Raw genomic sequence first — 13,666 nt, forward strand, 5'->3', positions numbered from 1 at the left:
CGAGCTACCGCGCGCTGCTCGGTCCGGACGCCGGGAACGCGCCGGATCCGCCGCGCGGCGGATCGAGCCACTTGATGCAGACGACGCGCAAGCCGCGGCCCGGCGCGTTCTCCATCTCGACGTGGCTCATCATGCGCGCCACGGCGCCGAGCCCGACACCGAGCCCCTGCCCGCTGCGCCGCTGCGTGCCCGGCTCGAGCCTTCGCCCCTCGGAAAAACCGTCCTCGAACACGCTTGCGGGGTTGTCGATGCCGGGGCCCGCGTCCTCGACGACGATGCGCATGCCGAGGCGCGGCTCGGTCACCGTCGAGAGCGCGAGCGTGCCCCGCCCGGCGAATTTCGCGACGTTCGAGACGAGCTCGGCGATGCAGATCGCGACCTCGCCCTGGGCCTTGGCGTCGAAGCCGATCACGGAGGCGTAGCGGCGGCCCTCTGCGGCGCACCAGAAGCGGTCGTGCTCGTTGCCGATGTCGAACGAGAGCGGCTCGGGCACGAGCGAGGGCAGCTTCGACATCAGCGGTCCAGGTAACGCACGACCACACATGTCGCGTCGTCGTGCGACTTTCGATAACCCTCGAGGACCGAGCGGGCGATCATCGTGGCGCTCTGGTGCTTGACCTGCTCGATGTCGAAGCTGCCAGAAATGCCGTCCGTGTAGAGCGCGAACATGTCGCCGTGCACGAGGCCGTAGCGGAAGATCCGCACGTGGCGGATGCCGCGGCCGAGCACGCCGCGCGCGGGCAGCGGCTGGATCTTCTCTTTGCTCCACGAGCGGAGCGCGACGTTGCCGACGCCTGCGACGTCGAGCGTCGCGGTCTGCGCATCGACGCGCGCGAGCATCACGGCGGCGCCGCGCGTGCTGGCGACGGCCCTGTCGGCGCCGCGCAGGAGCATCTCGAGCGGCTCTTCGACGTGCTCTTCGACGTACTTGCAGAGCGTCGAGGCGGCGAGCGCCGCGTGGGGGCCGTGGCCGAGGCCGTCGGCGACGAGGATGAGCGTGCGGGGCTTGCGCTCCAGGATGAGGTGTGCGTCGCCGCAGACGGTTTCCCCATCTGCGGGGCGCTCTGCCGTGCCAATGTCCACAGGCTACTCGGCGTACTTTCGGATGCGAACCGTGGTGCCGAGGCCGGGGTGCGTGTCGAGCTCGAACTCGTCGACGAGCCGCTTGGTGCCGCGGAGACCGGCGCCCATACCCCACTTCGAGCGGTAAGCGCCGCTCAGGATCAGCGCCGGGTCGGAGATGCCCGGGCCTTGATCACGAGCGACGACCTCGATCCCGCGCCGTTTTCCTTCAATCCGTCGGATCCGAATTTCGCCGGTCCCGGCGTACTGGAAGATGTTGCGCGCGAGCTCGGAGACGGCCGTCGCGACCTTCGTCTGGACGACCTCGGAGAAGCCGAGCTGCTTGGCCATGTCCTTGCCGAGCGTGCGGGCGCGAACGACGTCGTGCTCGGCGCGGATCGGGACGCTGATGCCATCGGGACGCGACTCGGCCTGCTGCTGCGGGGGCTCCATGGGGATCGATGGAGCGTTCTCCACGGCCACGAGCGCGAGCAGGCTCTTGCAGTTCGCGAGCTTCTCCGGCTCCTGCAAGAAGATGTTCAAGCCCGGACCGAGCTGCTGGACGAGCTGCGGGATCTCGGGGCGCGTGAGCACCTCGAGCCTCACGCTCGCCCGCCTCGCAGCGGACGTGAGGAGCGAGCGACTCGTCGGCTCCGAGAGGTACCGCCGCAAGATGGCGAGGATTTCCCCCGCGATCTCGTTCATCGATCGCGCCTCCTCCTCCACCACGTCGTCCGAGAGACGATGGTCACGCCTCGCCCTCCCACTCGTCCCCTTCGCCGGCGAGGTCGTGCGGCAGCCCCTCGGGCTGGAGTGTATCGAGCAGCGCGAGGGCGCGATCGAGGTTCAACGCCGTGCGCACGCCGGGCAGCTCCATGCCCATCTCGACGAGCGTCATCGCGACGGCGGGCCGGAGGCCGCAAACCACGGTTTCCACGCCCATGAGCCGCGCCATGACCGCGAGGTCGCGGATGCTACGCGTGATGTAGCTGTCGAGCACGTCGACACCGGAGAGGTCGACCACGAGTCCGCGTGCGTCTCCCTTCTCGCAAGCGGCCGCGACGTCCTGCTGCAGCCGATCCACCACGGTGTCCGAAAGCGCGGTCTGGATCGATACGATCAGCTTTCCAGACAGGCGTACGATCGGGATCCGCTGCGTTTCCATCATCATGACCATCGGGCCCTCCTGGCCTCGCCCTCGCTCACCGTGTTTTGCCTGGCATCCTCGGCATCGAGCCAACGCAGACAGTAGCGAAGCCCGTGCTTCAAGTTTCGTAGTGTCTCGAGCTGGCCGAAGTTGACGTCGAGATCGACCAGCGTTTGCGCAACCGCGGGCCGGATGCCCGTCAGCACGCAGCGCGCGCCGATCAAATTGACGGCCTTGACCAGCTTCATGAAGTGATCGGCGGTCGAGGTGTCGATCACCTCGACGCCCGTGAGATCGATGATGACGAACCTCGACTGACTACGCACGATCTCGTCGAGCAGTCGCTCCATCATCTCCGCGCTGCGCCGGGAATCGACCACGCCGATCACAGGCAGCGCGAGCACGTCCTCCCATAATGTCAGGATCGGGGTCGAGAGCTCCTGCACGGCCATCCTGAGCCGCGCGATGAGCTCCGACTTTTCCGACTCGCTGGCGACGAGCTCTTTGTTCCGCAGCGCGACTTCTTCCTCGAAGTTCTTGCGCGACTCGCTGCTGATGAACACCGAGACCGCGCCCGTCTGCGTCCCCGAAGTGTCGCGCAGCGGCGCCGCGTGCACCTCGTGCCACGCCCCCTCGGGCAGGTTCTCGTTGCGGAGGAAGACCTCGGCCGTCCGAACGGACTCGCCGCGGAGCGCGCGGGCATGCGGCAGCTCCTCCAGCAGATAAGGCGTGCTCTTGTCGCCGTGCAAGTACACGGTCGACTCTCCCCATTCCTCCACGGGCGGAGCCTTGGGCGAAGGCTCGGTGCCCTCGGCGACCCCGAGGAGCCGCTGGGACTCGGCGTTCGCCATGAGCACGTTGCCCACGAGATCGGTCGCCCACACCCCGACCGGGAGCTGATCGAAGAGGGAACGCAGGCGCGCGTTCTCCGCGCGCAGCGAGGCTTCGGAGCGCTCACGCTCCTCGAGCTTCTGCTGAAGGGCGGCCAATTCGGCCTTCAGCCGCTCGATCTCCGAACCTCGACTACCCTCTTCCAAACTCGCCTCCAGCGGAGCCGACGACGCACGCGCAGACGCTCAGGATATACACGAAGCGCAATCGGAAGACGACTGCTGCCGGCACGGTCACGCGAAAACGATCCTCGCCCATGGCGACGGCCTGTGTGAAACCGCACCCGAACACAAGTTCGCCCCAAACAAGGGAACGAATCGAGGAAACGATCTGCGGATGAAGGCGAAGAAGCGTCAACGCTTCGCCGCCTCGTCCACGTCGTCCATCTTCGATCGCGCGTCCCGATGGGCGCGGACCGCCGGAAAACTGCTACGATGCTCCGATCGTGCTCTCCGCGTTCGTGGCTAAAAGCCGCGCTTGCGGAGCTCGGCCACCACGTCGGCGTAGAAGACCTTGTGCTTCCAACCGTTGCCGATGCCGGCCGAATCGCCGAAGAGCTGCCCCACCTCGTCGAGGTGATCCACGGGCAAGCAGCCCCAGAACTCGCCGCGCTTCGAATCGACGACGCGCACGAGCCCGTCGTTCGGGTACGGGTCGCCGAACCCGCCGTCGAGGATCGACTCGAAGAGCGAAAGCAGCGGATCCACCGTGTCGAGCTTGCCCTTCCACTCGGCGATGAAGGGCAGCGAGACGTCGGCGTCGCAGCTATCACCGCCGATGTGGAGGTCCGTGCGTCCCGCGATCGAGGCGTAAAATACGCCCGGCTCGTCGGGATGCGCCTTGTTGAAGGCGGCGATGCCGGGCTGGCTGAAGAGCTCGAGGGGCTTCCAGACGTTCGTCTGCTCGCCGAACTCGTCGTAGAGCGGCGCGCCGATGAGCGCGAGCAGATCACTCACCACGTCCTGCGCGGCGGGATCACTCACGAGCTCGATCGCGATGTCCGCGACGCGGGATCCACCGTGCGGCGTGGCCACCGTGACCACGCTGGCCACGAGATCGGGCCTCAGGTTCGCCGCGACGCGCGCGTCGAGCCCGCCCTGCGAGTGGCCGATGATGTTGACCTTCGCGTGCCCTGTGATCGCGAGGATCTGCTCGATGTGCTCGACGAGCTGGGCGCCGCGAAAGTCCGAGGAGTTGAACGGATCGACCGCCGGCGTGAACACGTCGAGCTCGCCCTGCGACGCGAGGTGGTCTTTGACCCCGTAAAAGTAGGTCACGAACCCGGCCCCGGCGAAATCTTCGAACCCAAAGAATCCGTGCGAGAGCACGATCGGATAAGGCGGCCCGAGCTTCACCTCGACCCCGCCTTCGCCGCCCTCGCCGCTCGAGCTCGAAGACGACGCGGACGACGCGCCGCCCTGCCCGCCCCCGCCCACGCCCGTGAGGACGCCGCCGTTGCCCCCGTTGCCGCCCGCGGGGATCCCGCTCGACGCGGTCTCTCCGGCCGAACCACACGCAGCGGCGAGGCCCATCAAAACGAGCGCACACGTAGGCCACACATGCGCGGCGAGCATCCGTTCGAAGAACCGCATTTCCATCCCTCCGAAGGCGTGAGAAGGCAGCATGACGAGCGTCGAACGACGCCCCCGTCGCGTCAAGAATGCGCGCCCGTGGAAAGACGAGTTCCCGCCCAAGGGTACGCCCCGACTTTGCACCCCGACGCGCAGGACGTTCGGATAGCTTGGAGCGCATGCACGTGGCCTTTCCCGAACCCTCGCGCCGCGGCGGCGCGTGGTGTTCCGTCCTCGGCGCCGCCGCGATCACGCTCGTCCTCTCCGGCTGCGGCGGATCGGCGGAGCCCGCGAACGACGCGTCCCAAGCGAAGCCCGCGCCCAAGGTCGACGCCGCCCCAAGCCCGGAGCCGCCGAAGGAGGAGCCCATCGCGTTCCCGACGGCGTGCGCGAACGAGGGCTCGGAGCTCTGCGTCCCCCCGAACGCCTTCGTGCGCCACCTCTGCGCCGCAGGAATGCCCGAGATGGCGCTCGCCTTGTTCGCGAAGGGCACGCCGTGGGTGCGCGGATATCTGGCCCGCGCGACCGAGGCGTGGGACGCGTCGGGTGGCCCGTCTTCGAGCAACAAGCTCGCGTTCGAGGAGGAAGTGCTGATCCTCGAGAAGCGAACGCCGAACACCGGCGGCATGGTCGTGAGCGGCGCGAGCGGCAGCTATGACGTGCTGCGCTGGAACGGGAGCTGCGCCTCGCTCCAGGCCGAGGAGATCCGGATGCGCGTGCCGCCCGAGCCGCTCCACGCCGAGATCCCGTGGCGCAAGCTCGACGACGACGTGCAAGAAGCACTGCTCAAGGACGAGAAGATCGCGACACGCGCGGCCGAGCAGAAGAAAGAGTGCAAAGGCGTGTCATCGGGCCAGACGAACGCGAAGTGCGAGAAGGCGCAGAAGGCGCTGGGGAAGGCGATCGTGGCGTTCGTGCGCCGCGGCGGCGCGCTCCCGCCGCCGCCCGCGCTGCCGTGAAGGAAGAAGGGGAGGCTTCATGCCGAGACTCGCGAAAAGCTTGGGGATCGCGGTGATGACGCTCCTCGCCGCAGCCTCGATCGGCTGCCGCCAGGACGACGATCCAGACGGCGCGGACGAGCTCTGGACGCGAATCCAGGACGCGAAGTATCGCACGTGGGCGCGCGCGCCCGGCTACGAGACGCGGAAGGGTTCGAGCGCGCGTCATGGGACTTCGGTGGAAATCTTCATGAACGACGTGATCGCGGGCGCCCTCGAAGGGCCGAAGATCACGGCCTGGCCCGACGGATCGCTCCTCGTGAAGGACGGCTTCGACGACGACGGGAGCCCCCACATCGTGGCCGCGATGGAGAAGCGCGGCGGCGCGTGGTTCTTCGTGGAGTGGAGCCCCGAGGGCGCGTCGCTCTACTCGGGCGCGCCGTCGATCTGCACCGATTGCCACGCCGTCGGCGCGGACATGGTACGCGCGTTCGACCTCCCGCCCTGACCCGTTCGACCCGCACGAATTTGTTCTGACGGCGAAACAGTTTGTCCGATAGTGGGGCGCCGGACGGACCGGCCACAGGTTCGGGGTTTGTCCCATGAAACGAACACGCTGGATGTCGATGGTGACGCTCACGACGGCGACCTTGCTCGTCGCGTGCGGAGGCGAGGAGCCCGGGGGCTCGGGCACGACGACGAGCTCGAGCAGCAGCGGCTCAGGATCCGGCGGGACCGGCGGCGAGGGCGGCCTCGGCGGCGCGGGCGGGACCGGCGGCATCGGCGGGACTGGTGGATCCGGCGGGATCGGAGGTTCAGGCGGCGAAGGCGGGACCGGCGGCGCGGGCGGCATCGGCGGTGCAGGTGGCGCGGGGGGATCCGGCGGCATCGGCGGCGCGGGGGGGGAAGGCGGCGCAGGAGGATCCGGCGGCGCGAGCGCGGTCTGCGGCGATGGAGCCGTCGAGGGCGCGGAAGGCTGCGACGATGGCAACACCGTCGCGTCCGATGGGTGCGACGATCAGTGCGCCGTCGAGCTTGGCTGGAGCTGCGACGGCTCACCGAGCACGTGCAGCGCGCTCTGCGGCGACGGCATCCTCGCGGGCGCCGAGGCCTGCGACGACGGCAACATGGCCCCGAATGACGGCTGCGACAGCACATGCGCCGTCGAGCTCGGGTGGGCTTGCAACGGCACACCGAGCGCCTGCGCGACGAGCTGCGGCGACGGCATCTCCGCAGGCAACGAGGCCTGCGACGACGGCAACACCTCGGCGAACGACGGCTGCAGCGACGCATGCGCCGTCGAGTTCGGGTGGGCTTGCAACGGCATCCCGAGCGCCTGCGCGACGAGCTGCGGCGACGGCATCTCCGCGGGCAACGAGGCCTGCGACGACGGCAACACCGCGGCGAACGACGGTTGCAGCGACGCATGCGCCGTCGAGGCTGGGTGGACCTGTGCGGGCGCGCCGAGCGCATGCGCCAGCGTCTGCGGCGATGGGCAGACGGTCGGCGCGGAGGGCTGCGACGACGGCAACACCGCGGCGAACGACGGCTGCAGCGACGCCTGCGCCGTCGAGGCTGGATGGACCTGCACGGGCGCGCCGAGCGCATGCGCGACGACCTGCGGCGACGGCATCCCCGCGGGCAACGAGGTCTGCGACGACGGCAACACCGCGACCGACGACGGCTGCCTGCCCTCCTGCCAGGCGCCCTCCGGCGACTCCTGCGTGGAGCCCCTCACGCAGAGCAACGCGCTCGTCATCGGCGACGTGCATCGATGGAACCTCGCCGAAGCAAGCGTCACGACGATCGACGGCGCGTTCGCCTGCGACCCCAACGGCACGGGCCCGGACGCCGTCATCAAGTACGTGAAGACCTCGCCGGACCTCGCGAACGGCGGCAAGCTCCTGCACGTCGAGGCCCGCACCTCACAGACCGCCGCGAGCGCTCTGCTCAACGTCGAGGTCATGAGCGGCACGTGCGACCCCACGCTCGCCGTCTCGGAGAAATGCCTCTGGTACAAGCAGATGTGGGGCGCGAACGTCGACGGCCCGCCCGGGACCTATTTCGTTTGGGTTGCAAAGAATGCGCCCGGCACACCCTTCCCGCCCGTCACCGTGACGATCGAGGAGATCGATCCCGCGGCCGTGGAGGGCGAGGGCTGCTTCGCGCCGTACACGACGGCCAGCGCGAATTACACGGCGCCCGCGCAGCCTGACGACGCGCACGTGTGGGCGCTCCCGGACTCGCTGAACGCGTTCGACATGGCCGCGACCTGGGGCGAGCCGGGCTCGATCTCCTGCGACAACCACGCCACCTACGGCGACATCCACGGCGTGGACGCGGTCATCGAGTACGACAAGGCCTCGCCCACGAGCGTCCTGCACGTCGAGGTGCAGAACCTCGATCCGGTCCTCACGCAAAGCGCGCTCAACGTCGAGATCCTGAACGAGTGTGATCCCGAGTCACCCACGAAGGTCTCGTACAACTGCCGCGCGAACGCCGACACGCACAGCATCACCACGCCCGCGCCCCAGGGTCCGCTCTACGTCTGGGTGAGCACCGAGGCGACGAGCCAGGACTTCAACGGCGCGACCGTGAAGATCCACGAGATCAACCCCGGCCTCGGCGAGAGCTGGGAAACGGCGGAGCCCATCGCCGCGGGCACGGTCCCCATCACCCCCACGTCGACGACGCGCTTCGACGTACCGAGCTGCTTCCCCGCCGGCGTGAACGTGCACTGGTACGTCTACACCGTGCAGAACGGCGGCCTGGCGCTGCAATCGACCCCGCCCACGGGCACGCTCGCGCTCTTCAGCGAAGGCAACCAGCAGCTCTTCTGCGGCCCGGGGAGCCCCCTCGCGAGCCTCGGCGGCGCCTACCCGCCGGGCACGAAGTTCTACGTCGCGGTGCCCGTGGGCGGCACCATCACGTCGCTCGCGGTCTCGGACATCGTCTACAACGGCGTGAAGACGCTCGTCCCGCTCGGCGTCACGTTCCCCTCGACGGCCTCGTCGACGTACGGCATGGCCGTGAGCGGCACGGAGCTCTTCCTCGGCGGCGCGAGCAAGGTCTTCCAGTTCCCGATCGCGGGCGGCACGCAAGCCGTCGAGCGAGGCACGGCCGACGGCCTGACGACGACGCACCTCGGCTACGATCTCACGTTCGCAAACGGCCAGCTCTTCAGCGTCGACAGCACCACGACGACGAGCGCGAGCCGCCTCTTCCGCATCCTGAACGGCACGACCTGGGGCCCGACGACCTGGGATCTCACGCCCGCCTACCCCACGAGCTCGGGCTCGTACACCGTCGCGTTCGACGGGACGAACGTCTTGCTCGCGACACGAAACACCGCGGGCAAGGTCGATTTCTACGCGTTCTCGACGACGGCGCCGAGCGCGGCGGTGCACCTCGGCACGAACACGAGCGTGGACTCCGTGGTGGGCCTCGCGGCCGACACGCAATTCCTCTACGTCGCGGGGCGCGAGGTGAGCACGGCGAGCGAAGGCGTCCTCCGCATCCCGCGCGCTGCCATCACGAGTGCAGCGACGAGGCTCGCGACGGTCGACACGGCCAGCGCGGGCCCGACGAACGTGGAGCTCGACGACCTCGTCGCCCCGCAGCACCTCTACGTGCGCTCGTATGGCGGGTTCATCCACGCGGTCGTGGATCCGGCGGGCGCCGCGTTCACGCACATCCCGAGCATCTCGACGCTCGGCGACACGACGGACTACGCGATGACGTTCGACCGCGCGACGAAGACGCTCTACTTCGTGGAGACGGCGACGGTCACGAACGGCGCGGTCTGGAAGGTCCAGTGATCCGCGCCGTCCGCCCGCCTGGCTACTTGCTTTCCTCGGGCTTGAAGTCGGGCGGGAGCGCGGCGCCCTCGCCGAAGAAGTACTTCTCGCACTCGGTCATCCAGATGCGCTGACCGTGCTCGCTCATGAGGTCGAGGCGGAACTCGTTGATGAGCATCTTCGAGTGCTCGAGCCACATCTTCCACGCCTGCTTGGAGACGCCATCGAACACGCGCTGGCCGAGGGGCCCCTTGAAGGGCGGCTTCTCCAGCCCTTCCGCCTCCTGACCGAGCTTCACGCACTGCACCATCCTCGCCATGTCGACCTCGCTGGGAAGAGCCATCACCCGGCCGAGGGCGCCCATCCGGCGCCGCCCTGGGGGGTCCCTCTCCGTCTAGTCGAGCCTCGAAAGGTCGTCGAGGGGCGCGCCGACCACGCGCAGACGTTGACGGCCCCAAGCCCAAGCTCCAAGCAGCACGGAAGCCTCGGCCAAGGAGCTCAGGGTGCGGAGCAGGGGCGTGAGCCGAGCTCGCACGATCGCAACGTCCGGAGCGCCCGAAGGAGGGGTTGACGCCCAAGGCTGGTGTCCTATGCTTTCGTGGCTCGGGCCTGACGAAGGTCCGAGGTCACCACGAGGGGGCGATCGGCTTCGACGTGGGGACCGAAGGTTCATCTGCGTGCTGGCGGCTCCTGCTCCGCCTATCAAGCGGGACGTTATACGTGCGAACGACAACGCATACGCTCTCGCGGCCTAAGAACCGACGATAGCCATCCGACGGAGAGATCGTCCTGGTATCCGAAGGGTGTCAACCACTAGGGCTGGACCAAGCGAGGATGCCCTCGATAGCGCGGTCAAGATCAGCGAGGGATAGGTCGCGGCCGAATCCGCGGACCCAGTCGCAGGGGATACGGCGACTACGCACGTGAACGAAGGTGAACTGTAGGCCTTGCGGACCCGGGTTCGATTCCCGGCGCCTCCACTAAAATCTGCCGCGTTACTTCGCCGTTCTTACCCGATGGTGCCCGGACCGATCCTCTCGGACCGGGCCATCGAGCAGGAGCAAGGCGTCCTGTCCGGCCTCCGGCAAGAGGTGGGCGTAGCGCATGGTCATGTCGATCAGCGGGAGCCCTGCGCGCCGGCGGGCCCGCCAGACGGGATGCTTGCCAGATCGATCGCCGAGCCCGGATGGTCCGGAGGTCGAGCAGAATCATCGGGTGGAAATCCGGCTCCGTGGCGTCGACGAGGCGCGTGGCCTCCTCGAAATCGAGGAAATCGAATTCCGGCTCCGTCGTGGGGAGAAAACCAATGCGAGGAACGGTCGCAACCTTGCGCCATTCCTTCGCCACGTTGAACCGCTCGTGTTCTGCCTCCCTTGGAAGCGGACGACGGGGAAGCGCTGCGGATCATGCTCGAGCGCACCGGCTTCCCAATCGAGACGGTCTCGTTCCGGGAAAGGCATATCCGCCGCGAGCGCCGCAGCACTCTACATCCAGAAGCTCAACAATCGCTTCAGAACCTTCGATGGTTTGAATTTGATCTGGTGGACGACCTTTATCGGCCCCAAAGCGTCAGGCGTGATTGCTTTGTCGAGATTGGATCTCGTCCTGCCTTTGACTTTGATAACCTTGCACCGCTTCATGCGCTCCCCCTTCACGGCGCAAGCATACTCACCGCGAAGTGAGATTCGATGGCGTGCAAGCCTCACTTCCTCGTCCGGCCAGCCCCTTAGCTTGTTGGCAGCGCATCGGCCGGCGACGTATCGTCCTCGGCGGTCCGCCGGCGCTCGATCCGGCTCCGTCGTTTGAATCCATGCGCCGGACGTGCGCGACAGCTTCGCCCGGCACGGTGGTTCATTGGGAGCGCGCTCCCATGCCCGGACGTTCGGCGCCCACCAGCGCAACCAGCTTGCCAGCGTGTGCAGACGACGCCTGGATCGCTTGCGCCCGGGGGATTTCATCGAATGGGAAGACCTGAGACACCACCGGACAGACTCTCCCATCGGCCACGAGCTGGTTGGCGCGGGAAGCGTCCCATGAATTTGCGAAATGGGATCCAATGATGGTTTTTTGACGCATCCAGAGGTAACGTACGTCGAAGCCCAGATCGTAGCCGGTGGTCGCGCCACAAATGACCACGCGACCGAACTTGCTGCACACATACACGCTGGTGGCGAAGGTCTTCTGTCCGACGTGCTCGAAGACGAGATCCGGATCGCGGCCCCCTGTGACGTTCCGGATGGCAGCGCCAAAGCTCCGCTTCCCTTCCGGACTCGCGAGGTCATGATGCCGGCGATCCACGAACAAGGTCGCCCCGAGCGAGCGGCAGACCTCGGCCTTCTCGGGCGAGGAGACCACGCAGACGGGGATGGCGCCGACCAGCAGCGAAAGCTGGATCGCGAAGACACCGAGCCCGCCCGAAGCGCCCCAGACGAGCACGATCTCCCCCGGCTGGAGCTGGCCTCTCGTGAACAGCATACGGTACGCGGTGAACAGGCAGAGTCCGTACGAGGCCGATGCCTCCCATGTGAGGCGTGGGGGCTTGGGCAGGAGTTGTTGGGCCTGAACGATGGTGTAGGGGGCGAAGGAGCCGTAGTTGACCTCGTAGCCCCATATCCTTTGCTGATCGCAGGCCAGGGGATCCCAACCGTTACAGGCCGCGCATTGACCGCAGCTCACGTTGCAGTGGAGCACGACCTCGTCGCCAGGCTTCCATCGTTTCACCCCCCGACCGACTTCGACGACCACCCCGGACGCGTCACTGCCAGTGATATGGAAGTCATAACCGGTCTTCAATTTGGACAGACCGACCGGCTCCCCGCGGCAGACCCACACGCCATTGTAGTTGATGCCCGCGGCCATGACGGCCACGACCACCTCGCCGTCGCTGGGCCTGGGCACCGCGACGGTCTCGAGCCGCATCGCCCGCTCTGGGTCGCCGTGGCGATCCTCGCGGATGACCCAGGCATTCATCGATTGCGGCACGCTGAATTTTTCTCGTTCTTGCATCGTGTCATCCGGACCCGAAGAAGCAGGTCTCTGCGGATGCGGGGCGGTAGGAAACGACCGCAATGGCGCAAGAAACTGCTCGACGCCTGCGCCATTGCGGGCAATCCTCTGGGGGTATGCCTGCGGAGCTCCGTGGACGGGACTCTAGCGGAAGAACCCAAACACGTTCTTCATCACACGAACGCGACGGCGGACCGTCTTTCCGCTCACCGACTTCGCCATGAGGCTCGGGACCTTGCTCGACTTGCTGAGCGTCTTGCCGAAGCCCGCAGCCGAGTTCTTGAGGATGTCCCGGATCATGCCGTCACGGCGCTTCTTGGACGACTTGTCGGCGCGCTTCGTGTAGGTCTTGAGCCCAGCCGCGATGGCCTTCACCATGCGGTTGCCACCCTTGGTGGAGCGATGCAGACTCTGCTGAAGACCCTTCAGCGAACGAGAATACTTCCGCTTCTTGCCGCTGCCCTTGACGCGCACGACGATGGGCTTGCGGCGTCCCTTGAGGCTCAGACCCGTCTCGGCCTCGGCAATCTCGACACTGGGCGTCTCCGGCGCTGCGTTCGGTGCTGCTACGTCTGCCATGGGTTGACTCCTTTCACCGTGAATCCGACGACGATGTTCATGGGTCCGCCTAGAAGATGCGGAGCCCCTTGCGACGCTTGTCCTTCTGCCGGTACAAGATTACCACAGGGACGAGTTCTTTCCTCGCGCCTTCGGCGCCGAGCCCGATGCGGACCTCGTCGAGCGTCTGCTCGACTTCGTCCATCAGGCGACCACGGCCGCGCTTGAGGTCCTTGATCGCGCTCCGCTTCCTCTTTCCGACCTTGAGGACAATGGGAGTGATCTGCTCTACTTCCACATTCGACGCTTCATCCGACATGTTGCATTCTCCTTCTCGTCTTCTTGTCGACGCGAGAACCAGACGGGCAGACCGACCGTCCTCGTCCTACCCGAGGATTCCGCCGAGCCCCTTGCTCCGCTTCTGCTTCTTCCGATAGACGATGACGATGGGGACGATCTCCTTGTTCGCGGCCTCCTGACCGAGGCCCTCGCGGATCTCGTCGATCGTCTGCTCCACCTCGTCCACGAGCCTGCCACGCCCGCGCTTGAGGCTCTTGAGCGCGCTCCGCTTCTTCTTTCCGAGGTCGACGATGATGGGAACCGTGGTCTCTACCATGGCATTCTACTCCTGCGATTGCCGCCAAACCGGCTGGGTTGATGGAGCCACTATGGATCCATCGTCAATTCTTGTGATGC

General features: G+C 67.0%; 15 protein-coding genes and 1 other RNA gene. 5 read left to right on the plus strand and 11 right to left on the minus strand.

Features of this window, described 5'->3' with window-relative positions:
* Positions 1-4: 4 nt before the first annotated feature.
* The 6 genes from QHF89_RS26640 to QHF89_RS26665 form a co-directional block, all read right to left on the minus strand.
* Positions 5-514, minus strand: a complete 510-nt coding sequence (locus tag QHF89_RS26640; protein ID WP_170229475.1) for an ATP-binding protein — start codon at positions 512-514, stop codon at positions 5-7.
* Entirely contained in the window at positions 514-1,083 is a 570-nt protein-coding gene (locus QHF89_RS26645) for a SpoIIE family protein phosphatase (protein ID WP_136932501.1), read from the minus strand. Before QHF89_RS26645 ends, QHF89_RS26640 begins: the two co-directional genes overlap by 1 nt.
* 3 nt (positions 1,084-1,086) lie before the next feature.
* Positions 1,087-1,767 carry an anti-sigma regulatory factor gene (locus tag QHF89_RS26650; RefSeq protein ID WP_284720962.1) on the minus strand — a complete coding sequence of 227 codons (681 nt, stop codon included), beginning with the start codon at positions 1,765-1,767 and terminating at the stop codon, positions 1,087-1,089.
* A gap of 43 nt (positions 1,768-1,810) precedes the next feature.
* Positions 1,811-2,239, minus strand: coding sequence for an STAS domain-containing protein (locus tag QHF89_RS26655; protein WP_232379803.1), 429 nt, complete (start codon positions 2,237-2,239; stop codon positions 1,811-1,813).
* Complete coding sequence (locus QHF89_RS26660; protein ID WP_136967732.1) at positions 2,230-3,246, minus strand: STAS domain-containing protein; 1,017 nt, start codon at positions 3,244-3,246, stop codon at positions 2,230-2,232. Before QHF89_RS26660 ends, QHF89_RS26655 begins: the two co-directional genes overlap by 10 nt.
* 318 nt (positions 3,247-3,564) lie before the next feature.
* On the minus strand, positions 3,565-4,692 hold the full coding sequence (locus tag QHF89_RS26665; RefSeq protein ID WP_284720963.1) for a lipase family alpha/beta hydrolase: 1,128 nt from the start codon (positions 4,690-4,692) through the stop codon (positions 3,565-3,567).
* Between the two features lie 158 nt (positions 4,693-4,850).
* Between QHF89_RS26665 and QHF89_RS26670 the strand changes: the two genes are divergently transcribed.
* The 3 genes from QHF89_RS26670 (at position 4,851) to QHF89_RS26680 (ending at position 9,427) form a co-directional block, all read left to right on the plus strand.
* Positions 4,851-5,630: a hypothetical protein gene (locus QHF89_RS26670; RefSeq protein ID WP_136967731.1), complete on the plus strand. Its 780-nt coding sequence runs from the start codon at positions 4,851-4,853 to the stop codon at positions 5,628-5,630.
* A gap of 19 nt (positions 5,631-5,649) precedes the next feature.
* Positions 5,650-6,117, plus strand: a complete 468-nt coding sequence (locus QHF89_RS26675; protein WP_136967730.1) for a hypothetical protein — start codon at positions 5,650-5,652, stop codon at positions 6,115-6,117.
* Between the two features lie 94 nt (positions 6,118-6,211).
* Entirely contained in the window at positions 6,212-9,427 is a 3,216-nt protein-coding gene (locus QHF89_RS26680; protein WP_136967729.1) for a DUF4215 domain-containing protein, read from the plus strand.
* Between the two features lie 22 nt (positions 9,428-9,449).
* Here QHF89_RS26680 and QHF89_RS26685 read toward each other — a convergent pair whose 3' ends face one another.
* Entirely contained in the window at positions 9,450-9,749 is a 300-nt protein-coding gene (locus tag QHF89_RS26685; RefSeq protein WP_284720964.1) for an oxidative damage protection protein, read from the minus strand.
* Between the two features lie 292 nt (positions 9,750-10,041).
* On the opposite strand from QHF89_RS26685, the gene ssrA reads away from it, so the two are divergent.
* Positions 10,042-10,389, plus strand: a transfer-messenger RNA (tmRNA) gene (gene ssrA / locus QHF89_RS26690).
* A gap of 423 nt (positions 10,390-10,812) precedes the next feature.
* Complete coding sequence (locus QHF89_RS26695; RefSeq protein WP_284720965.1) at positions 10,813-11,088, plus strand: hypothetical protein; 276 nt, start codon at positions 10,813-10,815, stop codon at positions 11,086-11,088.
* Positions 11,089-11,257: 169 nt separating this feature from the next.
* Here the strand turns inward: QHF89_RS26695 and ccrA are convergent, their stop codons facing one another.
* From ccrA to QHF89_RS26715, 4 genes are all read right to left on the minus strand, one after another.
* On the minus strand, positions 11,258-12,412 hold the full coding sequence (gene ccrA, locus QHF89_RS26700) for a crotonyl-CoA carboxylase/reductase (RefSeq protein ID WP_136934957.1): 1,155 nt from the start codon (positions 12,410-12,412) through the stop codon (positions 11,258-11,260).
* Between the two features lie 144 nt (positions 12,413-12,556).
* The gene (locus QHF89_RS26705; protein ID WP_136934958.1) at positions 12,557-12,991 is read right to left on the minus strand and encodes a DUF6312 domain-containing protein; all 435 of its coding nucleotides are present in this window, start codon (positions 12,989-12,991) and stop codon (positions 12,557-12,559) included.
* Positions 12,992-13,040: 49 nt separating this feature from the next.
* Positions 13,041-13,289: a DUF6200 domain-containing protein gene (locus QHF89_RS26710; RefSeq protein WP_136934959.1), complete on the minus strand. Its 249-nt coding sequence runs from the start codon at positions 13,287-13,289 to the stop codon at positions 13,041-13,043.
* A 66-nt stretch (positions 13,290-13,355) separates the two neighbouring features.
* Positions 13,356-13,586, minus strand: coding sequence for a DUF6200 domain-containing protein (locus QHF89_RS26715; protein ID WP_136934960.1), 231 nt, complete (start codon positions 13,584-13,586; stop codon positions 13,356-13,358).
* Between the last annotated feature and the right edge of the window lie 80 nt (positions 13,587-13,666).

This window comes from Polyangium sorediatum (assembly GCF_029946465.1).
GTDB classification, from domain to species: Bacteria; Myxococcota_A; Polyangia; order Polyangiales; family Polyangiaceae; genus Polyangium; species Polyangium fumosum.